We start from the raw sequence: 23,758 nt of genomic DNA, 5'->3' as shown, positions 1-23,758 counted from the left end.
GGTGGCTACACCGCGCCTCATGCACGGCCCCGTGCCCTGCGCGCGTTCTGTGGTGCCAAACAGAACGCCCCCGGAGGACCGGGGGCGAGAGTGAGTGGGGTGTCGTGGACGAGCATCAGCGCCAGCGGACGCGGTCCATGATGCGTACGGCCTCGGCGTTGTGGTTGCCCAGACGGTAGAGCTCGATGTCGTCGGACTGGAATTCGCCGAAACTCTGGAGGATGTCGCTGGCCGGTACGTCGTCGCGGATCGGGTATTCCTGGTTGACCTCGGCGTACCACTCCTGCGCCTCGGTGGAGGACAGGAATTCCAGCAGGCGAATCGCGTTGTCCCGGTTCGGGGCATGCGCGGTGACGCCGGCGCCACTGATATTGACGTGCGTGCCGCGGCCGTCCTGGTTGGGCCAGAACACCCCGATCTGCCCGGCGACCTCGCGATCACGGCCCTCGCCGTCCAGCATCAGGCCCAGGTAGTAGGTGTTGGCAATCGCGACGTCGCAGACCCCGTCGGCCACGGCGCGGATCTGATCGCGGTCACCGCCCTGCGGCTGGCGCGCCATGTTGGCCACGATTCCGGCGGCCCAGTCCTGGGCGGCCTCGGCGCCCTCGGTGGCGATCATCGCGGCCACCAGCGACTGGTTGTACACGTTGCTGGAGGAGCGGATGCAGATCCGGCCCTCCCAATGCGCATCGGTCAGGGCCTCGTAGGTGGAGAGTTCCGCCGGGTCCACGCGGTCCTTGTGGTAGAGGATGGGGCGCGCGCGCGACGACAGGCCGAACCACTGTCCGTCCGGGTCGCGGTAGCGCTCCGGGATATTCTCACGCAGCACGTCCGATTCGACCGCCTGCAGCACGCCGGCCTCGCTGGCCTGGTGCAGACGCGCCGCGTCCACGGTGATGAAGAGATCGGCGGGTGAGTTGCGACCCTCGTGGCGCAGGCGCTGCAGCAGACTGTCCGCCCCGCCGGTCACCAGGTTGACCGGGATGCCGGTCTGATCAGTGAAGTCGTCCAGCAGCGGCTTGATCAGGTTTTCCTGGCGCGCCGAATAGAGGTTGACCTCGTCCTGGTCGGCGGGGCTGCAGCCGACCAGGGGCATGCTGACGGCGATGGCGGCGGCCGTGGCGATCAGCCAGGCAAACGGGCGAAAGTTCATGGCGAGCGATCCTCGTGTGGATTCATGCGGCGGATAGCCGTGTAGACGAGAACGATTGTTATTTGTGTTCTCATCCAAGTCAATACCCCGCGACCGGTACGTGGCATGGGGTGGCCTCCCCGGGTCGCAACGCTGATACGCTTGGCACATGGACAAGCCCCTGCCCGAATCCCCCGCTCGCCTGTCGCCGCCGCTGGAGCAGGAGGTCCGCGATCTGCTGGCCGAGCTGGATGAAAAGCTCGCCTGGCCGGACACCTTCCTGGCGTCGACCCCGGCCCCGTTCGCCTTCAGTCACTACCTGGTGCAGACAGTGCGTCAGCATCCAGAGTACTTGCTCGAGGCGCTGGATCCACACGGCCAAATACCGGCTTGTGACGATGCGGACTTCGAGCGCACGCTGCAGGCGCGCCTGGGGGCCGTGACCGACGATGCCGGGCTGCGTCACGCGCTGCGCGAAACGCGGCATCGCGAGATGATCCGCATCGCCTGGCGCGACCTGGCCGGGCACGCCGACCTCGACGAGGTCATGCACGACCTGAGCCGTCTGGCCCGCTCCCTTATCGAGGGTGGCCTGCAATGGCTGGACCGCCATTTGCAGGAGCGTTACGGCCAGCCGCGCAGCCCCGCGGGCGAGGCCCTGTCCATGGTGGTCCTGGGGCTCGGCAAGCTGGGTGGCAGCGAGCTCAACTTCTCCTCGGATATCGATCTGATCTTCGCCTTCGAGGAGGCGGGGGAGACCGATGGCAAGCGCGTGATCGAGAATCAGGAATTCTTCCAGCGCCTGGGGCGCCAGCTGATTGCGGCGCTGTCGGACGTGACTGCGGACGGCTTTTGCTATCGCGTGGACATGCGCCTGCGCCCGTTCGGGGATTCCGGACCGCTGGTGATGCACTTCGACGCGATGGAGGACTACTACCAGGCCCACGGCCGCGAGTGGGAGCGCTACGCCTTGATCAAGGCGAGTCCGCTGGCGGGCGACCCGGAGGCCGGGGCGCGCCTGATGCGCCGGCTGCGCCCGTTCATCTACCGGCGCTATCTGGACTACGGCACGCTGGCCAATCTGCGCGAGCTGAAGCAGATGATTAACGACGAGTCGGCGCGGCGCGGTCGCTTCGAGGACGTGAAGCACGGCGAGGGTGGGATCCGCGAGATCGAGTTCATCGCGCAGTCGTTCCAGTTGATCCGCGGGGGGCGCGACCAGGGGCTACAGCGGCGTGACCTGCTGGGCGTGATGACGGCATTGCAGGAGCGCGACCTGCTGCCCGGCTACGCCGTCGAGCAGCTGGAACGTTCCTATCGCTTCCTGCGTCGGGTAGAAAATCGTTTGCAGATGCTGAATGACCAGCAGACCCACCGTCTGCCCTCCAATGGCCAGGACCGGCATCGACTGGCGCTGTCGCTGGGGTTCGACGACGAGGCGGCCTTCGAGATGGCGCTGTTGCGCGAGCAGCGGCGGGTGCATGCTCACTTCGAGCAGGTATTCAGTGCCCCGCAGCGTGCGGACGGGGAGGCCATGGAGGCCTCGCCCGAGACCGGGCGCGAGCAGCAGCTCAATCGTCTGTGGCAGGGCTCGCTGCCGGAGGCGGATGCCCGGGCGGTGCTGGAGGCGATGGACTTTCAGGATGCGGACGAGGCTCTGCGCGGGATCGCCGATCTGCGCGAGAGTCCGGGCGTGCGCGCGATGAGCGTGACCGGGCGCCAGCGCCTGGACCGCCTGATGCCGTTGCTGATCGGGGCGATCGCGGAGATGGACGCGCCGGATGCGGTATTGCCGCGGGCGCTGCAGATGGTGCGCACGATTGCCCGGCGCTCGGTGTACCTGTCGCTGCTGGTGGAGAACCCCCTGGCGCTGTCGCAGCTGGTCAAGCTGGTGGCCGCCAGCCCGTGGATCAACGAGCAGTTGACCCGCCACCCGGTGCTGCTGGACGAGCTACTGGACCCGCGCGCGCTGTACGCGCCACCTGATCGTGACGGGCTGCGCGAGGAGCTGGAGGCCGAGCTGGCGCAGTTCCCCGGGCAGGACCACGAGCAGATGCTGGACCGGCTGCGCCAGTTCAAGCAGGTGCAGACGCTGCGCGTGGCGGCCGCCGACATCATGGGCTTTCTGCCGCTGATGAAGATCTCCGACCATCTGACCTGGCTGGCCGAGGTGCTTCTGGAGCGGGTGCTGCAGCTGGCCTGGGACAAGATGGTGGAGCGCCACGGCGAGCCGCAGTGCGGGGCCACGGATGCGCGCCGCGTCGCGCGCTTTGCGGTGATCGGGTACGGCAAGCTGGGTGGCTTCGAGCTGGGCTATGGTTCGGATCTGGACGTGGTGTTCCTGCACGACAGCGAGGGCGACGAGGCGCAGACCGCGGGGCCCAAGGTGATCGACAACACCGAATTCTTCGCCCGCGTCGCCCAGCGGGTGGTGCACCTGCTGGGGGCCTTTACCCCGGCGGGCCGCTTGTACGAGGTGGATACCCGGTTGCGCCCTAGTGGTACCGCGGGTCTGCTGGTCAGCGGCTTGCAGGCGTTCCGGCGTTACCAGGACGAGTCGGCCTGGACCTGGGAGCATCAGGCGCTGGTGCGTGCGCGCTTCGTGACCGGGGATGCCGAACTGGGCGAGCAGTTCGATGCCCTGCGTCGCGAGGTGCTGACTCGTGAAAGGGATACCGATGCACTGCGCGCCGAGGTGGTCGAGATGCGCAACCGCATGCTGGCCGAGCACGCCTCGAAGCGGGGCCACGGCTTCCATCTCAAGCGCGACCGGGGCGGTATCACTGATATCGAATTCATGGTTCAATACTGGGTTTTGGTATCTGCTCACGATCATCCCGCCGTGTGTGACTGGCCGGACAAGATCCGCACGCTGGATGCACTGGGGCGCGAGGGCGTGATCGACGCGGCGTTGAGCGAGGCGCTGGCGGATGCCTACCGCGATCTGCGCAACCGCATCCACCGCCTGACGCTGGCGGGCCTGGACGCCCGGGTCGAAAAGCCCGACGACGAGCTCTGCGCCGTGCGCGATGGCGTGATCGATGCCTGGAATGACCTGTTCGGCGAGCCGGAATCGGCCGCGAACGAGCCCACATAGAGGAACAAGACAATGTCGATGGCCGACCGCGACGGGGTGATCTGGCTGGACGGGCAGATGGTGCCCTGGCGCGAGGCGAAGACCCACGTGCTCACCCACACGCTGCATTACGGCATGGGGGTGTTCGAGGGTGTGCGCGCGTACAAGACCGAGCGCGGCCCCGCGATCTTCCGCCTGCAGGACCACACCCGGCGGCTGTTCAACTCGGCCAAGATTCTCGGCATGACCATCCCCTATACCGCCGAGGTGCTGAACGATGCCCAGATCGCGTCCGTGCGCGACAACGGGCTGGAAAGCGCCTACCTGCGTCCGATGTGCTTCCTCGGTTCCGAAGGCATGGGCCTGCGCGCGGACAATCTCCTGGTGCATGCGATGGTTGCGGCCTGGCACTGGGGCAGCTACCTGGGCGACGAGGGCATCGAGAAGGGGATTCGCATTCGCACCTCCTCTTTCAGCCGGCATCACGTCAACGTGACCATGTGCAAGGCCAAGGCCAACGGCAACTACATGAACTCCATGATGGCCCTGCAGGAGGCGACCCGCTGTGGCTACGACGAGGCCATGCTGCTGGATACCGAGGGCTACGTGGCCGAAGGCAGCGGCGAGAACATCTTTATCGTGCGCGACGGCGTGCTGTTCACCCCGGACCTGACCTCCGCGCTGGACGGCATCACCCGCCGCACGGTCATCGAGCTGGCGCACGAGGAGGGCCTGGACGTCATCGAGAAGCGCATCACCCGCGACGAGGTGTACATCGCCGACGAGGCCTTCTTTACCGGTACCGCCGCCGAGGTGACTCCGATCCGCGAGGTCGACGACCGCCCGATCGGCTCCGGCACCCGCGGACCCATCACCGAGCGCCTGCAGTCGCGCTACTTCGATGTGGTACAGGGCCGGGACAGCCGCCACGAGGGCTGGCTGACCTTCGTCTGAGACGCCCAATTTTCCGTCAACCGGATGCGAGAAAAACCATGGTGAACCCCGATACCGCCCACCACCAGGATCAGTACCCGACCGCGAACGCGCAGACCGAAATCACCGTCACGCGCAAGGACCTGCCGTTGCACTGCCCCACGCCGACGATGGCGCTGTGGTCCTCGCACCCGCGCGTCTTTCTCCCGATCGACGAGGCCCCCGACGGCCGCTACCTGTGCCCCTACTGCGGCACCCAGTTCATCCTGAAAGACGACGACTGATTTCCGCGTGACCGGGGGGCGCGGGCCAGATCCGGTCCCTGTCAGTTACCTCGGTCAGTCCCGGGAGTTCGCTATTCCCTCTGCCAAGGCCTCTTCGGCTCGCGCCCAATAGGTATCGATCCAGGGAGTTGGGCGGATCTTCTTGTACAGCCTTTTCCGCCAGCGTTTTTCCGGCCACTTTCCCTCCAAGGCGTCCGGAGGGTTGGGCGATCCCGGGAATGCGACCACACGGGCTCCGTCGGGTATCGCCGGCGTGCGCCAGAGGCGAGCGGGCCAGGCCGGGACGCAATGGACCTTGAACAAAGCGCACCACGCGTCCGGCCAGAACAGCAGGGAATCGATCTCGCGGCTGATGTAGGTTTGCTCGTTGCGATACTGCCTGCGGAAGCGGTCGAAGTCCCCCATTAGCCGTTCGAGCAGATAGCCATGAACACCCATGCGGAACCGGAACACCGATGTGTTACCGATCCCTTTTCCGGGTTGGGTCCAGTTCTGCATGACGACGAATGGATGCTTGGGTTCAAAGTCGAAGAAGGGGTCCAGAGAGCCCGTGACGACCACGTCTAAATCCAGGAAGAGCCAATCGCCCTCGAGACCGGAGAGCGCGGCTGGATCAAGGTAAAGAGCCATTTTCCGCCAGCCGGTGTTGCACCAGGGTTCCGGAATGTTGATCTCCGGGCATGGGTGCGTCTCGACTTCCGGTCGCAGGCCGGTCGTGTCGTCCGTAAGGCATACGAATCGAAGAGGTCCTGTCGTTTGGCGTTGTACGGCGGCGTATAGCCGGTTGACATACTCCGGGCCGTAGAGCGAGCCCCATTTCATGCAGATCACTTGTTTGCTGCCGCCGTCGTGGGCTGATCTTTGCTCGCTCTGTTCCATTCGCGATTTTTCCTAGTCAGTTACGCTAAAGGGTTGTGGCCCCTTCTTGCCGTGGGTCTTCGGGAAGAGGGGCCTTTTCCGCATTTCCGATTGTCGCCCAAAGTCCGGCAACTGTCAGGTCGACTATCGGTCGCGTTGCGCGCAGGGCCTTGTCTGTAAGGTACTATCCCGCGCTGGATTCGACAGTTGCCGGGTTTGAGTGTGATTGCGGAAGGATGGTTGCAGAAAATCAGCGGGCGAACGGGTGGTTATCGCGTCTATTGGTTGGTAGTGGGGCTTGCGGCTCTGGCCTTGTTTGTCTTGCCATTTGGCACGGGGGTCTTCCTGCCCTTGGCAATGCTTTCTCTCGGCGGCCTTGCGCTGATGTTCGTTCGCTGGCGTCAATTGTGGTGCGAGTCCTGGACCCGCTGGGCCCTGTTTCTCTTGATGGCCCTATGGCTTCCGCAGCTACTGGCGTTGACCGTGGCTGTGGACTTTGATCGCGCATTGCGAACCGCCCTGACCTACCCGTTGTTTGCTGTGGCGATGCTCCCGCTGCTCTGGGTCGCGCGGCATCGTGACGTAGCGACACCGTTACTTTACGTAGTCTTGGCGCTGGCCGTGTTTTGGTCGCTTGACGGGTTTTTTCAGTTTGTCACCGGCGCGAACGTATTGGGGTACCCGTACAACGGACGCCGCATTGATGGGCTGTTTCATCCGAACATGCGGCTGGGCATCGTGCTGGCGCATTTCCTGCCGTTCGTCCTGGAGGCGTCGCGTCGCCTGGCCTCTTTCAATCGGCTGGCGGTCCTGTTGCCGCTGATCGTGATCGTCGCGATACTCCTCTCGGGTTCCCGGGCGGCCATGGTGGCGACCTTGATAGTCCTGTTTGCCTACGGCCTTTTCCTTGTCGGGTATTACCGCCTGCGCATGCGTACGGTGAGCGCGTTTCTGAGCATCTTCGTACTGGGCATTGTTGTGGCGCTGTGGGTGTCGCCCGAGACTCGGGATCGTCTGGCGGTCGTCTCGAAGGCCTCTGAGCTCAGCATCGAAGCCATCGATGAGGCGACGGCGAAGCGCGGGACGATCTGGCTTGCTTCCTGGCGCGTGGCGATGGACGAGCCGATCCTGGGTGTGGGGGTGCGCGGTGTCGAGCCTGTGGCCGAAGCGCGCGGCTATACGGATATGGCCTTTGCCCACATCCATTTGTATTTCCTCGATGTGCTGGTTTCGACCGGGATTGTCGGGCTGGTGGCCTACCTGGGGGTGTTGCTGGCGATCCTCCTGGCATTGTGGCAACGCGCGAGGAGAAGCGAGCGAGACCTTCTTCCGCTCTATGTCGTTGGTGGGGTGGCGATCTTCGTGGCACTGAATCCTGTCAATGTCCACTGGACGATCTACAGTTCCTACACGACAGCGGTGTTGTGGCTGGTGGTCGCGCTTGCGCTGGCGCCTCTGGTGCGAGGGGAGGCGGCGGCCCGCCAGGGCCGACCAGCCGGTCAGCGGCCGGTCAGCGTCTCGTAGAGATCGATCGTCCGGCGGCGCATGGTGTCCAGATCCCATGCGTGGGGCCATCGAGGTGCCGGGGCATTCCCTGTCGCCCAGTCGGCAAGACGCTCAATAGCGGCCGAGGTTTGTCCAGGGGGTACGCGCCCTTCGGGCAGTAGTTTGGCGAGTTGTTCGCCCACGCCGCCGTGATCGTAACCGAGCACAGGACGCCCGAGGCTGAGCGCCTCCAGGGTGGTGCGTCCGAAAGACTCGGGTTGGGTGGACAGGGATAACACTGCATCCGAAACCGCCAGGATTTCGCGTAGATCGGAACGCTGGCCCGTGAAGGTCACACGGGGCTCAAGGCCGAGTTGCGAGAGGTGGCCTTCCAGTTCGCGATGATAGGCCTGCTTGCGCGGATCGGTGCCGCCTGCCATCAGCAGGTGCGCGGGGATTCCCCGCTGGAGAAGGCCCTGCAGTATGTCCAGGGCGTCGAAGTGTCCCTTCAGCCGAGTAATACGACCCGGAAGTGTCAGGAGGTACCGCCCCTGAAGCTGTGGAAACGCGCTTTCCCACTCGGTGACCCAGGATGGCGAGGGCTCAAAGCCGGGGTGATAATCGCGTGTGTCGATTCCGCGATGGATGACTTCAATACGCTCAGCCTCAAGCCGTGGATACTGGGTGATCAGGAATGTTTTGAGGGTCTCGGATACTGTCACGACCCGTTCGCCCCGGGTGAGGATCTCGCTGTAGCGGTTAACGGAATTGAATCCGTGCACCGAAGTCACCAGCCGGGGGCGGGTGACTGCGGGCATCCGCGACCAGGCCCGCCAGACGACCCAGGCCGGCATGCGCGAGCGAACATCAATCACATCCACGCGTTGTTGTTGCAGGAAGCGCCGTAGTGGGCGCACCAGCCGGAAGGTCCAGAGGGATTTTTCCCCGATCGGCCAGGTGAAGTGTTCACTACCCTGACTCTCGAGTTCGGGCACCATGCGGCCCCCTGCCGACATCACCAGGGAGCGGTGTCCGGCTTCGACCAGGGCCTGCCCGACTTCGAGTGTGCCGCGCTCTACGCCCCCCGCTTCGAGGGCGGGAACGACCTGAAGGATGGTGGTCATGGTGCGACTTCCCGGTGCTTCCTGGGCGTGGCTCGGTCCGCCGGTCCCTCAATCTCGGCGGAGGATCGCATTGGAGCGTGTCTGTCCGGTAAGAGTGTAGCCATGGGTCTGGAGTAGCTTGATGACATCCTGCTCCCAGACATGCCCGTGGCACTTTTCCACGACCATGCAGCGCGGGTGCAGTGAGCGGGGCGCGTCCCTGAAGAAGGGCTCGAGTGCCTGGTATTCGTATCCTTCGATGTCGATCTTCAACCCGTCGATCTGGGTGATGCCTTCGGCTCCGAGGACATTGAGGAGCGGGCTGGACTCGACCTCGGTGGTGCCCGCTTCGTGGAAATCCATCTTCATCAGTGAGGCCGATCCGAGCGTTTGCGTCTGGTGAAGGTCTACTACCCCCTTGGGCCCGATGGCAAGTTTGAGGGCGCGAACTGTCTTCGCGAACGGATTGCATTCGATATTGAACGCCAGGCGCTCGAAGGTGGGCGGGTTGGGCTCGATTGCAAGGACCTGCCGTGCCCCGGAGGCGGCAACCTGCAGGCTGTAGTAGCCCGTGTTGGCGCCGATATCGACGAACGTGCCCTCGGAGCATGCGTGCGCAAGATGCTGGAGTTCGGTCTGGTCGTATTTTTTGGAAGACAGAAGGATCTTGGCGTCGGTTACGTTGTCGCCGATGTTCAGGCGATAGCGGATCCCCCTCGCCTGGATGTCTACCACATGGTTGAACCAGCGCATCCACAACTTGCGTAACCCGCGCGAAAGTTTGCCGCGAGCGAGTCCGAGGCGAACGATCCAGAGGAATGGAAGCGCACGCCTTTCGGGGCGATAGTTGCCGAATGCGGAGGGCTTCGCGTTGGGCCTGGATGTCATGGATCGCCTTGTCCGGGGTGCCACGCATCACGGCGTGGGCGGCTTATGAAGACGCTGAATTCTAGCAGTTCGGACGTCCGGAGGTTTTGGCTGCTGTGCCCGTTGCTTTACAATCGCAAACCCAAATATCTAATTTTTCGAGGAAAGGCATGAGCCCGGTCGCAGAGGTAGCAGAGCAGGTCGAGGCATCGCTGCGGCGTGCGTCATCGGAGGCATATCCATATCGGCGCTGGTATCCACAGGCGGTGCTGCCCGAGGCGGCGGCGCGTGCAGTCGAGGCACTGCCGTTCGAGCCGCCCGCGATCGGCGATACCGAGGGCAAGCGCGAGACGCACAACAGCTCGCGGCGCTTCTTCGACGTCGAGAACCGGCGGGCCTCCGATGTGTGCGAAAGCGTTGCAGCGGCGTTCGAGAGCCCGCAGGTGCTGGATGCGATCTACGAGGTGTGCGGCGTGGACGTCAGCGGCAACTACCTGCGCATCGAGCATTGCCTGGATACCGAGGGTTTCTGGCTGGCACCGCATACCGATCTTGGCGTGAAAAAATTCACCATGCTGCTGTACCTGTCCACGGATCCCGGCTACGAGAACTGGGGCACGGACGTCTACGTGGATGCGGACACGCACTACGAGACGGCGCCAGGCACGTATAACAGTGCGCTGGTATTCGTGCCCGCGGACAACACCTGGCATGGCTACCACCTTCGCCCCCTGGAAGGCGTGCGACGCTCGTTGATCATCAACTACGTGACCGAAGAGTGGCGCAATCGCCACGAGCTGGCCTCGCCGGATACCCCCGTTCAGCGGGCTGTACCAGCTTGATCGTTTTTTGAGACTGGATGGATGGCTCAAGGCGGCGATTTGTTCTCCGTCGACGCCTGTTTTGGTGGGGGTGGCGTGCCTATGAAGATCGCTCAGGTGATGCTGAGTCAGGGGTTCGGTGGAGCGGAACGGTACTACGTGGACCTTTGCCGAGCTCTCGCCGATCGTGGCCATTCGGTGCTTGCTGTTTGCAGAAATGGATCGATCGCCCATGGCGAGCTGGCGAAGCACGCGGCTATCGCCGTCGAACCCGTTCGTGTTCTAGGCGCCTGGGACCCACTGGCCCGGCGAGTGATTCGGCGGACGGTCGGCCGCTTTGGGCCGGATGCTGGTGCATACCCATATGGCTCGGGGTGCCTGGCTGGGCGGAAGTGCGGCACGACAGCTGGGCCTTCCTGTCGTCACGAAGCTTCACAATTATGTAAAGCTCAAGTATTACCGACACATCGACTGGTTCAATGTAACCACCCGCAGCCAGCGTGACTACCTCCTGAGCCATGGGATCGAACCGGAGCGCATTCGGGTGATTCCGAACTTCTCGTCGTTTCCACCAAGGGATTGTGTAGAAGGTAAGACTGATTCTCAGCTAAAGATTTGGGCAAGTTTTGGGCGTTTTGTCCCCAAGAAGGGGTTTGACCTGCTATTGCGGGCCTTTGCCGGTTTGCTCACTGAGTATCCCGACGCACGATTAGTTCTGGCTGGAGACGGCGAAGAGGCAGAACGGCTCAAAGCGCTGGCTCTGGATCTGGGTATCGGACGGTCTGTCGAGTTCCCCGGGTGGGTGACAGACATCAGGGGCCTGCTTGAACAGGCGGATGTCTTCGTGCTGCCATCTCGTGATGAGCCATTCGGCATTGCCGTTCTGGAGGCCATGGCGTGCGGTGTCCCGATTGTCTCGACGAAAACTAAAGGGCCGCTCGAGATTCTCGGTGAACCGTATGCCTTTATGTGTGAAGTCGACAGCATGGAGGACCTAATGCGGGCAATGCGAAGCGCAGCTGGGTCGCCGGCTGAATCCAGGGGACGTGCCCGGTCTGCACTGACCCAGTATCGCGAGAACTATTTCGAGGGATCCGTGCTGCCGCGAGTCGTCGAGCTGTACGCCGATATGCTGGTGGCTGCAAGCGTCGGGCGGGATGGTGGCAAAGAGCCTTCGAGTCCTTGAAGAGTGTGCGGCTCGCGGGATGATGGTGCGGACACAGTGGTTTTTGCCCGCGTTGAGACGCTGACTTGGGAAAGCCGAAGACTAGTGCGAGAGATGAGTGCCAAAAGAGAGATTGATGCTGCCTGATTCGCTTCCGAGCCTTACGCTATGACTGACGCGCCGCAGTGCTGGACACTGACGACCGGCGAAGCCGGGATGACCAGTCAGGTCCGTGGCCTGGCCGAGGCTGTTGGGCTGCCCTATGAGCACAAGACGGTGGGGCTGCGTCCGCCCTGGCGCTGGATGCGCGGCTCCTTTGCCCCCGGCGTGTTGCGAGGGCTCAGCTCCGATAGCGATTCCCTGGCACCGCCCTGGCCGCGCCTCTTGATCTCCTGCGGGCGCCGCAGTGCCACGGTGGCCGTGGCACTCAGGCGCGCCAGCGGGGGTGCCATCATGACCGTGCATATTCAGGATCCGCAGATCGCCCCGCGGCATTTCGACTGGGTGGTGCCGCCCCGCCACGATGGGCTGACCGGCCCGAACGTGATCGCGACGCGCGGCGCCCTGCACCGGGTGACGGCCGAGCGGCTGGAGTCGGCGCGTGCGGACCTGGGGGATGCCTGGGCTGCGTTTCCCCGGCCCTGGATCGCGGTGCTGATCGGGGGTGCCACCCAGCGGGGAGATCTGGGCCAGGAGCGGTTGGATGCCCTGATCCGTGACCTGCGTTCGGCGGCCGGAGCCTCCGGGGGTAGCGTGCTGGTGACCCCTTCGCGGCGTACGGGCGAGGCCAGTACCCGACGACTGGTGGAGGGGTTGGCGGATGTCCCGGGGTTTGTCTGGGACGGGCAGGGAGAGAACCCCTTCATGGCGATGCTGGCAACGGCCGACCATATCGTGGTCAGTGCCGATTCTGTATCCATGGTCTCGGAAGCGGCGGCGACCGGTGTGCCGGTGTACACGGTGGCCCTGGGGCCACTCGGTCGTCGCCTGCAGGCTTTCCATTCCGCTCTGGAGGCGGAAGGGGTAACCCGGCCATTCGCCGGCGCGCTTGACCAGTGGGTCTACACGCCAGTGAATGACACGCCGAAGGTGGCTGCACATATCCGCCGCGAACTGGGTCTGGAAGACTGATCATGCGCGAGAGTCAGCTCGCGTAGGGGTCGGGCAGGCCCGTGCGTTTCTTGAAGCGCTTGTGGGTCCAGAAGTACTGCCCCGGGGCGTCCATCACGGCTTCTTCGATGATGTGGTTGATGCGCAGGGTGTCGGCGTGGGCGTCCTCGGTGGGGAAGCCCTCTACCGGGGGGTGGATGGTCACGACGTAGTGGCCGTCTTCGCGCCGGTAGCCGAAGAAGGGGAGGACTGGGGCGCCGCTGACCCGGGCGATGCGATGCGTTGCGGTCTGCGTGTTCGCGGGTTCGCCGAAGAACGGGACCAGCTCGGTCTGGCGCCCGCTGGTGGCCTGGTCGGGTGCATACCACACCGGCATGTTCTCGCGCAGGGTGCGCAGCAGTCCCTTGACGTCGTCGCGTGCGATCACGCCGGCCGTGTGGCGGTTGCGATTGACCCTGAACAGGTAGTTGATCAGCGGGCGTTCGCTGGGGCGGTACATCGCGGCAAACTCCCGGTGCAGCGCCAGCAGGCGCCCGCAAAGCTCGAGTGTGGTGAAATGGGCGCTGACCAGCAGGGCCCCCTTGCCTTGCTCCAGTGCCTTGTCCAGATGTTCCAGCCCGTGGATTGTGTAATGCCCCTTGAGTTGCGCGTCGCGTCCCCACCAGGCCATGGCTATTTCCAGGACACCCATTCCGGCCGCCTCGAAGTGCTCGCGCAGCCACTGTTCGCGCCGTTCCGGCGGCTGGCCGGGAAAACACAGTTCGAGGTTAGTGCGGGCGATCGCGCGCCGCTTGCGGCCGTAACGGTAGAACAGCCGCCCAATGCCGCGCCCAAGCGCTTGTTGCCAGCGGATGGGCAACTGGATGACCAGCCGAGCCAGGCCGATCACCGCCCACATGGGCCAGGTGGCGGGGCCGCGGGGCGGGCGTTCGGTCGCGCTCGGATGTTCGGGGCGGGCCGTCACGGATCGGAGTCTCCCTGCGAATGACCCGCGTAGTCTACACGGCGCTGCTTGCGTTGCTGACCCCCTTGCTGCTGATCCGCCACGGACTGCGCAGTCGTCGGGCATCGGTGCGTGTGCGCCCGGGCGAGGTGATGGGGTGGGCCCCTCCGCCAGAGCCGGCGGAGATCTGGATCCATGCGGTTTCGGTCGGTGAAGTGCTGGCGGCGGAACCGCTCATTCGCCAGCTCCTGGCGCCCGGCCCGCGGCGCATCCTGGTAACCACGACGACGCCGACCGGCGCCGCGATGCTGACCGAGCGGCTCGGCGACCGCGTCATGCATCGCTTCATGCCACTGGATCTGCCCTGGCTGCAGGGGCGCTTCCTGCGAGCGCTGCGGCCGCAGTGCATCGTGGTGATGGAGACCGAGATCTGGCCGAATATGCTGGCGGCGGCCCGACGGATGGGTATCCCGGTCGTGCTGGCGAACGCCCGTATGTCCGGGCGCTCGGCCCGGCGTTATGTGCGGCTCCCGCGGCTGATCACGCCAGCATTGAACGGATTTGACTGGATTGCCTGTCGCAATCCGCTGGACCGCGAGCGTTTCGTCGCGCTCGGGGCCGTGCCTGATCGCGTGACGGTCAACGGCGACATCAAGTTCGATATCCGCGTCGAGGAAACCGATCGTCAGGAAGTCGAGTCCCTGCGCCCGGTGGTTGATGGGCGTCCGGTAGTCGTTCTTGCCAGCACCCATGCCGACGAAGAGGCCCAGTTGCTCTCGGGACTGCGCGCACTGCGCACCGAGTATCCGCGCCTCCTGGTTGTGGTGGCGCCACGCCATCCGCAGCGGTTTCCCGCAGTGGCGGACTTGCTGGAGCGTTCCGGCCACACCTTCGTGCGTCGCAGTGAAGGTCTGCCGGACGCCGCCACCCATTTCTGGCTCCTGGATACCCTCGGGGAACTGAAGCGCTTCTTCGGGCTGGCCGATGCGGCCTTCATAGGGGGGTCGCTGGTGTCGGTGGGCGGGCACAATCCGCTGGAGGCGGTGTTGTGGCACTGCCCGGTCGTGATGGGTCCGCACGTGGACAACTTCGAACTCCTGGTGGAGCGCATGCAGGCTGCGAATGTGCTGGGGCGAGCCGCCGACGCCGACGAGGCCATTACCCGTCTTCGGGCATTGCTGGTAATGGATGAACCCGGGCGTGAGGCCTTGCGGCGCCGCTCGGCCGCTTTTATTGCGGAGCATCAGGGGGCAACCGTGCGGCTGGTTGACTATATCAACAGCCACACGCCCCGGAATGATGGTGGCTCCTCAGGGCGCTCCGCCGTCGGAGCGCTTTAGCCATTCGCCGCATTGGCGGCACTGGTAGTGGTAGCCGCGTTTGCGAATAAGAAAGTGCCGTCGCGCGCTCAGTAGTTGAGGGCCGCAGGCGCACTCGTAGTGATATTGGCGCATCTTGCGTGTGGTCAGCGCGGTCGCATGTGTGACCCGGGGCTTTTGAAACCCCATCGCCTGCATGAACCCCCGCCATTCAGGGCCGTGAGGTCGAACCCTGCGCGCGCCGTAGGTGCGATATACCAGAGAGTGGGCGACTTCGTGTGCCACTGTTTCCGGGAAATGTTGATTCCAGTCCAGACTGAAGGCTTCCGGATTGAAGCGCAGGGTTTCCGTATTCTTTCTCAGGCGCCACTGGCCGGCCGCCCGGCCTTTCAAGTCAAAGTGAACGGCGGGAGGATCGGATGTGCGCGTGCCCGCGGCCTGGTTATACAATCGGGCGACCTCTTCTCGTATGAGTGTGCGGTTTTCGCCAGAAAGTGCGTGTGGTCGCTCTTGTGCCGTGTGCACCTTATTATGATCGTTACAGCATCTATCCATGGGGTGGTACTATTCTATGGTGATCAAATGTTAGAGGCTAGACTGAATAGCCGGAAACCCTTTGGTCTTAACCTGTAATCGCATCCGTTTTAAGAACCCGGGAGTTCTGCATGAGTATGGATAACAAGAAGGCCTCCGATCTGTCGGCCGAAGAACTGTACGCCCTCGCGCGCCAGCGGGAAAAGGAAGAAGCCGAGGGCAAGGAAGCCGAACGCCGCGAGAAGCGCGAGAAGCTGATGGAAAAGCGCAAGGAAATGGTGGCACGGCATCGCAAGGAACTCGGCGAGCTCGAGCGCCAGATCCGTGAACTGGGCGGGCGCGTGGGTCGTACCGCGGGCGGCGGACGTCGCGGGCGCCGGGCCGGTGGCGAGTCCATCAGCCAGAAGCTTTGCGATATCGTCGCCACCCAGCCGGAGATGGGCATCAAGGAGATCAAGGCACAGGCCGAGAAGGCCGGCCTGGATACCAAGAACATCAGCCAGACCCTGGCCTACCTGAAGCGCCAGGGTCGCCTGACCTCGCCGCGCCGCGGGATCTACAAGGCCGCCTGACGCTACCGCTGCAGATCCGCCCGGGCGACGATCACGGGCGGATCTGCAGCCCTTCCTCCGTACGTGTCAGTTCACCATCGCCCGCAAACCAGCGAGCGATGGTCTTTCCGGCGATCTCGTGACGCCAGCCGCTGCCCAGGCGGCCGCTCGTGCCGTCGCCCTTCAGGAGTTCGATGACATCCTTGCGCTGCGCAATCGCGCCGGCGGTGATCTGGTTGCGTCGCGCGCACTCGCGCAGCAGGGCCATGCCGATGTCCGCCAGGACCTCTTCCGCCTCGGTCAGCTTCGCCTTGTCCGGCAGTTGTGGCCATTCCTCGCGGGGCAGGGCCTGGCCTTCGCGGATCGCCTCCAGCAGCTCTTCCTGACGTGGCGGTTTCATGCCGTCGGGGAAGCCGCGCAATTGGTGCAGGGCGGCGGCGTCCTCCGGCGTGCGCCGGGCGATATCGATCAGGATGTCGTCGGCCAGGATCCAGCGGCGCGGGCGGTCGCTCGCCTGCGCCGCGCGTTCGCGCCAGGCGGCCACGGCCTTGAGCACGCCGCGTTCGCGCGGCTTGAGCCGCTTGGCCCCGGAGACCCGCTGCCAGGCCGCCTCGGGGTTTGGTTCGTACAGGGCCGGGTCGCTCAGGGCCTCCATCTCCGGGCGCAGCCAGTGCATGCGGTCATGGCTTTCCAGTTCGTGCAGTAGGCGCATGAACACGGTGGCCAGGAAGCGTACGTCATCGGCGGCGTAAAGGATCTGTTCCTTGCTCAGGGGGCGGCGTGCCCAGTCGGTGCGGGTCTGGCTCTTGTCGAGGTCGCGATCGAGGATCGCCTTGACCAGGTTGGCGTAGCCGATCTGCTCGCCGTGGCCGAGCATGCTGGCAGCGATCTGGGTGTCGAACACCGGGGTGGGCACGCGTCCGAGTTCGCGATAGAGCACCTCGAGATCCTGCGAGGCCGAGTGGAAGACCTTGGTTACGCCGGCATCGAACAGCAGGGGTTCCAGCAGCTTGATGTCGAGTTGCAGCGGGTCGACGCAGGCGATCTGGTCCAGAGTTGCCAGCTGGATCAGGCACAGGCGCGGGTAGTAGGTCTTCTCGCGCATGAACTCCGTATCCAGCGCGATCCAGTCGGTCCCGGCGATGGTGTCGAGGAAGCCCTGCAGGGCCTCCGGGGTCTCGATCAGGCCGTGATCATGCATGGGGCGATTTCTGGCTGGCCTCGAAGGCGGCCTTCTGCTCCGGCGTCGCCTCCTTCTGGTAGCGCTCTTTCCACTCGCTGTAGGGCATGCCGTAGACGATCTCGCGGGCACCCTCGTAGTCGATGGACTCGCCGCGTTCTTCGGCGGCGGCCACGTACCACTTGGACAGGCAGTTGCGGCAGAAGCCGGCCAGGTTCATCAGGTCAATGTTCTGCACGTCCTTGCGTTCGTCCAGGTGCTGCAGCAGGCGGCGCAACACGGCGGCTTCGATCTCGGTTTGCTTGTTCGGGTCCATGCAAGGCTCCTTGTTTCGGTTCGGACACAGTATGCGTGACAGTCCCGGTTTGCTTCGACCGGGATGGGGTCGGCGTTTTCCTCAGGTGAGGTGCAGCAGCCAGCGCCGACGCAGGTCGCGCAGCAGGGAGAAGATCAGGGGCCAGACCAGGGCGCTGGTGAGGACCGGCGCCCAGTACCAGAGGCTGCCCGGCGGAAACCCGGTGATGCCCTGTGGCCACAGGGCCAGAAGCTTGAACAGGGCCATCAGGATGGCGACCACCATCATCTGTTGCCAGACCGGATAGACCCGCAGGCGCGGGTGGATCTGCAGCACGATGTAGATGACCACTGCCAGGGCGATGGCGTTCTGTCCCAGCAGCTGGCCCTGCAGGGTGTCCAGCAACAGGCCGGCGACGAAGGCGGTCAGGATGCCGATGCGCGACGGGAAGGCCATGGCCCAGTAGATCAGGATGAGCGCCAGCCACTCCGGGCGCGCCGGGCGCAGGATATCCGGGACCGGCACGATGGCGAGGGCCAGAGCTGCCAGCAGGGTCAGCGCCACCGGCCAGGGGATGCCGATGGCACGGGTCACGGTGTCCCTTCGGCCGGTTCTGATTCGAGCGCGTTCGGAGCCGCCTCCAGGTCGTTGTCCAGATTGAGCGGGGCGATCGCTGAAACGGCGCCGTCGGTCCACAGCAACAGGACCTCGCGGGAGCGGTCCAGGGCCGCCAGCGGTTCGGCCTCGATGCTCAGGAATGGTTGGCCCTGCGGCCGCTCGACCGAGGTGACCCGGGCCACAGGGTAGTCGGCCGGGAAACGGCCGCCCAGCCCGGAGGTCAGCAGCAGGTCGCCGGGCTCCACATCCTCCTGCAGCGGGACGTGGCGCATCTCCAGGCGTTGCGGGTTGCCGGTGCCGACCACCAGACCGCGCAGCCCGGTGCGCGCGCTCAGTACCGGCAGCGCGTGGCTGGGGTCGGAGATCAGCAGAGCGATCGAGCTGGTCAGACGGGTCGACAGGACCTGGCCAATCACGCCGTCGGCATTGATGACCGGCTGGCCGGCATAGACATCGTCATTGCGCCCCTTGTTGAGCACGATCTGCTGGCGAAAGGGGTCGAGATCCACGGCCAGCAGCTTGGCGATCTCGACCCGCTCTTCGGCCTGCTCGGCGGTATTCAGCAGGGCGCGCAGGCGGTCGTTCTCCAGCTGCAGGGCCTCGAAGCGCAGCTGACGCGCGCGCAGCTCGGCATTCTCGCTGCGCAGGATGCGGTTCTCGGTGATCAGGTCTTCGCGGCTGGTGAACGACTCGAACACCCGGCTGACCGCGCGGACCGGTGCGTCCACCGCGACCTGCAGCGGGTAGGTGACGGTGGCCAGGGCGCCGCGGACAAACTGCAGTTCGTTGACGCGGTGATCCAGCGCCATCAGCGCCAGGCCCAGCAGGATCACCGCGAGCAGGCGCAGAGTGGGCGAGACACCCAGTCTGAACAGCGGCTTGCTGATGGCGTGACCTCCGGTTCCGGATCGCGTCGACAAGGCAAAGCCGCTGCGGAACCCCGTCCCGTGCGGCTTTGCCGACCTGTTGCGGCCCGGAGTGTAACCCGAACCAGACCCGCGCCGTGGCGACGCGGGCGGGGTGGTCCGGCCCTATTCCATTGCGAGGAAGTCGACCCGTTTCTCGTCGAGCATCTCCAGCACCCGGCCGCCGCCGCGGGCGACGCAGGTCAGCGGGTCGTCGGCGATGACCACCGGGATGCCGGTCTCTTCCATGATCAACCGGTCCAGCTGCTGCAGCAGGGCGGAGCCGCCGGTCAGCACAATGCCGCGCTCGGCGACGTCCGCGCCGAGTTCCGGCGGGGTCTGCTCCAGGGCGGTGCGTACGGCAGAGACGATGCCGTACAGCGGATCCTGCAAGGCTTCCAGGATCTCGTTCGAGTTCAGGGTGAACGAGCGCGGCACGCCCTCGGCCAGGTTGCGGCCCTTGACCTCGATCTCGAGCAGCTCCTTGCCCGGATAGGCCGAGCCGACGGTGTGCTTGATGCGTTCGGCGGTGGCCTCGCCGATCAGTACGCCATAGTTGCGGCGTACATAGGCCATGATCGCCTCGTCGAAGGTGTCGCCGCCGATGCGTACGGATTCGGAATAGACAATGCCGTTCATCGACAGCACCGCGACTTCGGAGGTCCCGCCGCCGATATCCAGCACCATGGAGCCGACCGCCTCGTCCAGCGGGATGCCGGCGCCGATGGCTGCGGCCACGGGTTCCTGCAACAGGTAGACCTTGCGTGCCCCGGCGCCGAAGGCGGATTCGCGGATCGCGCGGCGTTCCACCTGGGTGGCGCCGCAGGGCACGCAGACCAATACGCGCGGGCTGGGGCGGAAGATCCGCCGCTCGTGCACCTTCTTGATGAAGTACTGCAGCATCTTCTCGGTAGTGGTGAAGTCGGCGATGACGCCATCCTTCATCGGACGCACCGTCACCACGTGCTCCGGCGTGCGGCCGAGCATCTTCTTGGCCTCGATCCCCACCGCCTCGATGGAGCGCGGGCCGCCCGGGCCGCGATCCTGACGAATCGCGACCACGGAAGGTTCGTTCAGGACAATGCCCTGGCCGCGCATATAGATGAGGGTGTTGGCGGTGCCGAGATCGATGGAGATGTCGTTGGAGAACAACCCCAGAAGGCGTTTGAACATGAAGAAGAAACCTGCTTGAGTGGGCGGGCGGGAAAGCCGTCGACTCTAGCAAGCGCCCGGGGTTTGGGCAACAACGGCTTTGTGGTAAGTTTGCGCTCCGTTTCGCCCAATGAATCCGAACGCTACAGGACCCACCCTGCCATGTCCGTCGATACCTCCGAAGTCCGGCGCATCGCCCATCTCTCCCGTCTGGCCATGAACGATGACCAGGCCCGGGATTTCGCGGGTGGGCTGAGCGACATCTTTGACTTTGTCGAACAACTGGATGGTGCGGCCATCGAGGGTGTCGAGCCGATGGCCCACCCGCTGGACGCCGAGCAGCGCCTGCGCCCGGATGCGGTGACCGAGCCGGATCGGCGCGAGGTCTTCCAGGCCATCGCCCCGGCTGTCGAGGGTGGCCTGTACCTGGTCCCGCGCGTGATCGAATGATCCGCGCGGTCGCCGTTCTGTTGAACCCGTCACGCTTCTAGCCAGCAAGAGTCCCCGAAACCATGGCCCAGGAAACCCTGTCCGGCTGGGTGCGCAAGCTCCAGGCCCGCGAGATCAGCTCGCGCGAATTGACCCAGCTGTATCTGGACCGGATCGAGCGTCTCGATCCGCAGTTGAACAGCTTCATCACCGTGACCGCCGAGCAGGCGCTGGCGCAGGCCGATGCCGCCGATGCGCGCCTGGCGAAGGGTGAAAAGACCCCGCTGTTGGGCGTGCCGGTCGCGCAGAAGGACATCTTCTGCACCGAGGGCGTGCGCACCTCCTGCGGCTCGCGCATGCTGGATCCGTTCGTCTCGCCCTACAACGCCACCGTCGTCGAGCGCATGAATGCCGCCGGTGCGGTGATGCTGGGCAAGACCAACATGGACGAATTCGCGATGGGCTCGTCCAACGAGACGAGTTTCTATGGTCCCGTTCGCAACCCCTGGGATACCGAACGCGTCCCGGGTGGTTCCTCCGGTGGCTCTGCCGCCGCGGTGGGGGCGCGCCTGGTGCCGGGCGCCACGGGTACCGACACCGGTGGTTCGATCCGCCAGCCGGCCGCATTCTGCGGCATCACCGGGCTCAAGCCGACCTACGGCCGCGTCTCGCGCTACGGCATGATCGCCTTCGCCTCCAGTCTCGACCAGGGTGGCCCGATGGCCGCGACTGCCGAGGACTGCGGGCGGATGCTGAATGCCATGGCCGGCTTCGACGAACGCGACTCCACCAGCGTCGAGCGCCCGGAAGAGGATTTCACCGCCGGACTGGAGCAGGACCTGAAGGGCCTGCGCATCGGCCTGCCGACGGAATTCTTCGGCGAGGCCGGTCTGGACGAGCGCGTGCGCGGCGTGATCGACGCCGCCATCGAGGTGCTCAAGGGCCGCGGCGCCGAGGTACGCGAGGTCAGCCTGCCGAACAGCCACCTGTCGGTGCCGGCCTATTACGTGGTCGCCCCGGCCGAGTGCTCCTCCAACCTCGCGCGCTTCGACGGCGTTCGCTACGGCTACCGCTGCGAGAATCCCGAGGACCTGATGGACCTCTACACCCGCTCGCGCGGGGAGGGCTTTGGCGACGAGGTGAAGCGCCGCATCATGGTCGGCACCTACGTGCTGTCCGCCGGGTACTACGACGCCTACTACCTGAAGGCGCAGAAGGTCCGGCGCATCATCGCCGACGACTTCCGTCGCGCCTTCGAGGACGTCGACGTGCTGCTCGCGCCGACCACCCCGGAGCTGCCGTTCGCGCTGGGTGCCAAGGCCGACCCGGTCAGCATGTACCTGTCGGACATCTACACCATCGCCGCGAACCTCGCGGGGCTGCCGGCGATGTCGCTGCCGGCCGGCGAGATCGACGGCCTGCCGGTCGGGCTGCAATTGATCGGCAACTACTTTGACGAGGCGCGCCTGCTGGGCGTTGCTCACCAGTATCAGCAAGAGACCGACTGGCACGCCCGCGTGCCGGCGGCCTTCGCCTGAGGGCCCTGCACATGGAATGGGAAACCGTCATCGGGCTGGAGATTCACGCCCAGCTCAATACCGTCTCCAAGATCTTCTCCGGGGCGCCCACCGCCTACGGCGCCGAGCCCAACCGCCAGGCCTGCCCGGTGGATCTGGGCATGCCCGGCGTACTGCCGGTGCTGAACCAGGGCGCGGTGGAGCGGGCCGTGATGCTGGGGCTGGCGATCAATGCCGAGATCACCCCGCGCTCGGTGTTCGCGCGCAAGAACTACTTCTATCCGGACCTCCCCAAGGGTTACCAGATTTCGCAGTTCGAACTGCCGATCGTGGGCCTGGGGCATCTGGATATCGAACTGGAAGACGGCACCATCAAGCGCGTTGGCGTGACCCGCGCGCACCTCGAGGAGGACGCCGGCAAGAGCCTGCACGAGGGCTTCGAGGCGATGACCGGTATCGACCTTAACCGCGCCGGCACCCCGCTGATCGAGATCGTCTCCGAACCGGAGCTGCGCTCCGCGAAGGAGGCCGTCGCCTACATGAAGAAGATGCATTCGCTGGTGCGTTATCTGGATATCTGCGACGGCAACATGCAGGAAGGCAGCTTCCGCTGTGACGCCAACGTCTCGGTGCGGCCCAAGGGCCAGACCGAGTTCGGCACCCGCGCGGAGCTGAAGAATCTGAACTCCTTCCGCTTCGTCGAGCGCGCCATCAACTTCGAGGTCGAGCGTCAGATCGACCTGATCGAAGGCGGCGGTTCGGTGGTGCAGGAGACCCGCCTGTACGACCCGGACCGTGACGAGACGCGCTCCATGCGCAGCAAGGAAGAGGCAAACGACTACCGCTACTTCCCTGATCCGGACCTGCTGCCGCTGGTCGTGGACACCGCGTTCATCGACTCCGTGCGCGAGAAACTGCCCGAGCTGCCGGACGCCAAGCGGGCGCGCTTCGTCGAACAGTACGGCCTGTCCGACTACGACGCCGGCGTACTGACCGCTGCGCGCGACATGGGCGATTTCTACGAGGTCGTGGCTGCCGGTTGCGGCGCGCCCAAGCTGGCCGCCAACTGGGTGATGGGCGAGTTCTCCGCCGCGATGAACCGCTCCGAGGTCGAGCTGGCGGATGCCCCGGTCAATGCCGAGGGTCTGGCCGGCCTGCTCGCGCGCATCCAGGACGAGACCATCTCCGGCAAGATCGCCAAGGAAGTCTTCGAGGCGATGTGGAACGGCGAAGGCGACGCCGACGCCGTGATCGAGGCCAAGGGGCTCAAGCAGATCACCGATACCAGCGCGATCGACACCATCATCGACGAGGTCATGGCCAACAACCCGCAGCAGCTCGAGCAGTATCGCGGCGGCAAGGACAAGCTGTTCGGTTTCTTTGTCGGCCAGGTGATGAAGGCGACCCAGGGCAAGGCCAATCCGGCCCAGGTCAACGAGCGCCTCAAGGCCAAGCTGGACGGTTGATGCAGTTGCGTATTT

Annotated in this window: 23 protein-coding genes and 1 pseudogene; 13 read left to right on the top strand and 11 right to left on the bottom strand. The window is 65.0% G+C overall.

Features of this window, described 5'->3' with window-relative positions:
• Positions 1 to 115: 115 nt before the first annotated feature.
• A complete protein-coding gene (locus tag F622_RS0105985; protein WP_019571510.1) occupies positions 116 to 1,153 on the bottom strand; it encodes a Fe(3+) ABC transporter substrate-binding protein in 1,038 nt (345 codons plus the stop codon).
• Positions 1,154 to 1,301: 148 nt separating this feature from the next.
• Between F622_RS0105985 and glnE the strand changes: the two genes are divergently transcribed.
• The 3 genes from glnE to F622_RS0105970 are packed head-to-tail and all read left to right on the top strand — an operon-like array spanning position 1,302 to position 5,425.
• A complete protein-coding gene (gene glnE, locus F622_RS0105980; RefSeq protein ID WP_019571509.1) occupies positions 1,302 to 4,229 on the top strand; it encodes a bifunctional [glutamate--ammonia ligase]-adenylyl-L-tyrosine phosphorylase/[glutamate--ammonia-ligase] adenylyltransferase in 2,928 nt (975 codons plus the stop codon).
• 12 nt (positions 4,230 to 4,241) lie between these two features.
• Positions 4,242 to 5,162, top strand: coding sequence for a branched-chain amino acid transaminase (locus tag F622_RS0105975; protein WP_018168999.1), 921 nt, complete (start codon positions 4,242 to 4,244; stop codon positions 5,160 to 5,162).
• Positions 5,163 to 5,200: 38 nt separating this feature from the next.
• Positions 5,201 to 5,425 carry a zinc-finger domain-containing protein gene (locus F622_RS0105970; RefSeq protein WP_019567612.1) on the top strand — a complete coding sequence of 75 codons (225 nt, stop codon included), beginning with the start codon at positions 5,201 to 5,203 and terminating at the stop codon, positions 5,423 to 5,425.
• 54 nt (positions 5,426 to 5,479) lie between these two features.
• Here F622_RS0105970 and F622_RS0105965 read toward each other — a convergent pair whose 3' ends face one another.
• A complete protein-coding gene (locus tag F622_RS0105965) occupies positions 5,480 to 6,304 on the bottom strand; it encodes a hypothetical protein (RefSeq protein ID WP_019571508.1) in 825 nt (274 codons plus the stop codon).
• A 291-nt stretch (positions 6,305 to 6,595) separates the two neighbouring features.
• Between F622_RS0105965 and F622_RS0105960 the strand changes: the two genes are divergently transcribed.
• Positions 6,596 to 7,807, top strand: coding sequence for an O-antigen ligase family protein (locus F622_RS0105960; protein WP_155997106.1), 1,212 nt, complete (start codon positions 6,596 to 6,598; stop codon positions 7,805 to 7,807).
• Here the strand turns inward: F622_RS0105960 and F622_RS0105955 are convergent.
• Complete coding sequence (locus F622_RS0105955; protein WP_019571506.1) at positions 7,783 to 8,892, bottom strand: glycosyltransferase family 4 protein; 1,110 nt, start codon at positions 8,890 to 8,892, stop codon at positions 7,783 to 7,785. The two genes, F622_RS0105960 and F622_RS0105955, sit on opposite strands and share 25 nt — an antisense overlap.
• Positions 8,893 to 8,940: 48 nt before the next feature.
• Positions 8,941 to 9,759 (bottom strand): FkbM family methyltransferase, encoded by an 819-nt coding sequence (locus F622_RS0105950; protein WP_019571505.1) that lies wholly within the window; start codon positions 9,757 to 9,759, stop codon positions 8,941 to 8,943.
• Between the two features lie 149 nt (positions 9,760 to 9,908).
• Between F622_RS0105950 and F622_RS0105945 the strand changes: the two genes are divergently transcribed.
• The 4 genes and pseudogenes from F622_RS0105945 (at position 9,909) to F622_RS0105935 (ending at position 12,855) form a co-directional block, all read left to right on the top strand.
• Complete coding sequence (locus F622_RS0105945; protein WP_019571504.1) at positions 9,909 to 10,580, top strand: 2OG-Fe(II) oxygenase; 672 nt, start codon at positions 9,909 to 9,911, stop codon at positions 10,578 to 10,580.
• A gap of 21 nt (positions 10,581 to 10,601) precedes the next feature.
• Positions 10,602 to 10,853, top strand: a pseudogene (locus tag F622_RS14200) (glycosyltransferase); the annotation flags it as partial.
• A 52-nt stretch (positions 10,854 to 10,905) separates the two neighbouring features.
• Positions 10,906 to 11,745 (top strand): glycosyltransferase, encoded by an 840-nt coding sequence (locus F622_RS13385; RefSeq protein WP_231365741.1) that lies wholly within the window; start codon positions 10,906 to 10,908, stop codon positions 11,743 to 11,745.
• 147 nt (positions 11,746 to 11,892) lie between these two features.
• A complete protein-coding gene (locus F622_RS0105935; RefSeq protein WP_026331541.1) occupies positions 11,893 to 12,855 on the top strand; it encodes a mitochondrial fission ELM1 family protein in 963 nt (320 codons plus the stop codon).
• Between the two features lie 13 nt (positions 12,856 to 12,868).
• Here F622_RS0105935 and lpxL read toward each other — a convergent pair whose 3' ends face one another.
• Entirely contained in the window at positions 12,869 to 13,798 is a 930-nt protein-coding gene (lpxL, locus tag F622_RS0105930) for an LpxL/LpxP family Kdo(2)-lipid IV(A) lauroyl/palmitoleoyl acyltransferase (RefSeq protein ID WP_019571501.1), read from the bottom strand.
• Positions 13,799 to 13,818: 20 nt separating this feature from the next.
• On the opposite strand from lpxL, the gene F622_RS0105925 reads away from it, so the two are divergent.
• Positions 13,819 to 15,117 (top strand): 3-deoxy-D-manno-octulosonic acid transferase, encoded by a 1,299-nt coding sequence (locus F622_RS0105925; RefSeq protein WP_019571500.1) that lies wholly within the window; start codon positions 13,819 to 13,821, stop codon positions 15,115 to 15,117.
• On the opposite strand, the gene F622_RS13765 is transcribed toward F622_RS0105925, so the two are convergent.
• Entirely contained in the window at positions 15,088 to 15,546 is a 459-nt protein-coding gene (locus tag F622_RS13765; RefSeq protein ID WP_231365740.1) for a SprT-like domain-containing protein, read from the bottom strand. The two genes, F622_RS0105925 and F622_RS13765, sit on opposite strands and share 30 nt — an antisense overlap.
• Before the next feature lie 215 nt (positions 15,547 to 15,761).
• On the opposite strand from F622_RS13765, the gene F622_RS0105920 reads away from it, so the two are divergent.
• Positions 15,762 to 16,202, top strand: coding sequence for a hypothetical protein (locus F622_RS0105920; protein WP_018145243.1), 441 nt, complete (start codon positions 15,762 to 15,764; stop codon positions 16,200 to 16,202).
• A 31-nt stretch (positions 16,203 to 16,233) separates the two neighbouring features.
• Here the strand turns inward: F622_RS0105920 and rnd are convergent, their stop codons facing one another.
• The 5 genes from rnd to F622_RS0105895 all read right to left on the bottom strand — a co-directional run bounded on the left by rnd (position 16,234) and on the right by F622_RS0105895 (position 20,352).
• Positions 16,234 to 17,382, bottom strand: a complete 1,149-nt coding sequence (gene rnd, locus F622_RS0105915; protein WP_018169023.1) for a ribonuclease D — start codon at positions 17,380 to 17,382, stop codon at positions 16,234 to 16,236.
• Entirely contained in the window at positions 17,375 to 17,677 is a 303-nt protein-coding gene (locus F622_RS0105910; protein ID WP_018169024.1) for a DUF1244 domain-containing protein, read from the bottom strand. The genes rnd and F622_RS0105910 overlap by 8 nt, the downstream gene beginning before the upstream one ends.
• Positions 17,678 to 17,758: 81 nt before the next feature.
• Positions 17,759 to 18,250, bottom strand: coding sequence for a rod shape-determining protein MreD (gene mreD / locus F622_RS0105905; RefSeq protein WP_018169025.1), 492 nt, complete (start codon positions 18,248 to 18,250; stop codon positions 17,759 to 17,761).
• On the bottom strand, positions 18,247 to 19,194 hold the full coding sequence (gene mreC, locus F622_RS0105900; RefSeq protein ID WP_018169026.1) for a rod shape-determining protein MreC: 948 nt from the start codon (positions 19,192 to 19,194) through the stop codon (positions 18,247 to 18,249). The genes mreD and mreC overlap by 4 nt, the downstream gene beginning before the upstream one ends.
• Positions 19,195 to 19,305: 111 nt before the next feature.
• The gene (locus F622_RS0105895) at positions 19,306 to 20,352 is read right to left on the bottom strand and encodes a rod shape-determining protein (protein ID WP_018142132.1); all 1,047 of its coding nucleotides are present in this window, start codon (positions 20,350 to 20,352) and stop codon (positions 19,306 to 19,308) included.
• 141 nt (positions 20,353 to 20,493) lie between these two features.
• Here F622_RS0105895 and gatC point away from each other — a divergent pair, with 141 nt between their 5' ends.
• From gatC to gatB, 3 genes are all read left to right on the top strand, one after another.
• Complete coding sequence (gene gatC, locus F622_RS0105890; protein ID WP_018169027.1) at positions 20,494 to 20,781, top strand: Asp-tRNA(Asn)/Glu-tRNA(Gln) amidotransferase subunit GatC; 288 nt, start codon at positions 20,494 to 20,496, stop codon at positions 20,779 to 20,781.
• Between the two features lie 62 nt (positions 20,782 to 20,843).
• Positions 20,844 to 22,298 carry an Asp-tRNA(Asn)/Glu-tRNA(Gln) amidotransferase subunit GatA gene (gene gatA / locus F622_RS0105885; protein WP_018169028.1) on the top strand — a complete coding sequence of 485 codons (1,455 nt, stop codon included), beginning with the start codon at positions 20,844 to 20,846 and terminating at the stop codon, positions 22,296 to 22,298.
• An 11-nt stretch (positions 22,299 to 22,309) separates the two neighbouring features.
• A complete protein-coding gene (gene gatB / locus F622_RS0105880) occupies positions 22,310 to 23,743 on the top strand; it encodes an Asp-tRNA(Asn)/Glu-tRNA(Gln) amidotransferase subunit GatB (RefSeq protein WP_018169029.1) in 1,434 nt (477 codons plus the stop codon).
• The last annotated feature ends 15 nt before the right edge of the window (positions 23,744 to 23,758 follow it).

Source organism: Thioalkalivibrio sp. ALMg3 (assembly GCF_000381225.1).
GTDB lineage: Bacteria > Pseudomonadota > Gammaproteobacteria > Ectothiorhodospirales > Ectothiorhodospiraceae > Thioalkalivibrio > Thioalkalivibrio versutus.
This window is presented reverse-complemented; position numbering and strand designations above follow the sequence as displayed.

Bases quoted from the DNA above. Each gene is read 5' to 3' on its own strand.
- F622_RS0105985 (WP_019571510.1), bottom strand. From the start codon at position 1,153: ATGAACTTTCGCCCGTTTGCCTGGCTGATCGCCACGGCCGCCGCCATC.
- glnE (WP_019571509.1), top strand. From the start codon at position 1,302: ATGGACAAGCCCCTGCCCGAATCCCCCGCTCGCCTGTCGCCGCCGCTG.
- F622_RS0105975 (WP_018168999.1), top strand. From the start codon at position 4,242: ATGTCGATGGCCGACCGCGACGGGGTGATCTGGCTGGACGGGCAGATG.
- F622_RS0105970 (WP_019567612.1), top strand. From the start codon at position 5,201: ATGGTGAACCCCGATACCGCCCACCACCAGGATCAGTACCCGACCGCG.
- F622_RS0105965 (WP_019571508.1), bottom strand. From the start codon at position 6,304: ATGGAACAGAGCGAGCAAAGATCAGCCCACGACGGCGGCAGCAAACAA.
- F622_RS0105955 (WP_019571506.1), bottom strand. From the start codon at position 8,892: ATGACCACCATCCTTCAGGTCGTTCCCGCCCTCGAAGCGGGGGGCGTA.
- F622_RS0105950 (WP_019571505.1), bottom strand. From the start codon at position 9,759: ATGACATCCAGGCCCAACGCGAAGCCCTCCGCATTCGGCAACTATCGC.
- F622_RS0105945 (WP_019571504.1), top strand. From the start codon at position 9,909: ATGAGCCCGGTCGCAGAGGTAGCAGAGCAGGTCGAGGCATCGCTGCGG.
- F622_RS13385 (WP_231365741.1), top strand. From the start codon at position 10,906: ATGCTGGTGCATACCCATATGGCTCGGGGTGCCTGGCTGGGCGGAAGT.
- F622_RS0105935 (WP_026331541.1), top strand. From the start codon at position 11,893: ATGACTGACGCGCCGCAGTGCTGGACACTGACGACCGGCGAAGCCGGG.
- F622_RS0105925 (WP_019571500.1), top strand. From the start codon at position 13,819: ATGACCCGCGTAGTCTACACGGCGCTGCTTGCGTTGCTGACCCCCTTG.
- F622_RS0105920 (WP_018145243.1), top strand. From the start codon at position 15,762: ATGAGTATGGATAACAAGAAGGCCTCCGATCTGTCGGCCGAAGAACTG.
- rnd (WP_018169023.1), bottom strand. From the start codon at position 17,382: ATGCATGATCACGGCCTGATCGAGACCCCGGAGGCCCTGCAGGGCTTC.
- F622_RS0105910 (WP_018169024.1), bottom strand. From the start codon at position 17,677: ATGGACCCGAACAAGCAAACCGAGATCGAAGCCGCCGTGTTGCGCCGC.
- F622_RS0105895 (WP_018142132.1), bottom strand. From the start codon at position 20,352: ATGTTCAAACGCCTTCTGGGGTTGTTCTCCAACGACATCTCCATCGAT.
- gatC (WP_018169027.1), top strand. From the start codon at position 20,494: ATGTCCGTCGATACCTCCGAAGTCCGGCGCATCGCCCATCTCTCCCGT.
- gatA (WP_018169028.1), top strand. From the start codon at position 20,844: ATGGCCCAGGAAACCCTGTCCGGCTGGGTGCGCAAGCTCCAGGCCCGC.
- gatB (WP_018169029.1), top strand. From the start codon at position 22,310: ATGGAATGGGAAACCGTCATCGGGCTGGAGATTCACGCCCAGCTCAAT.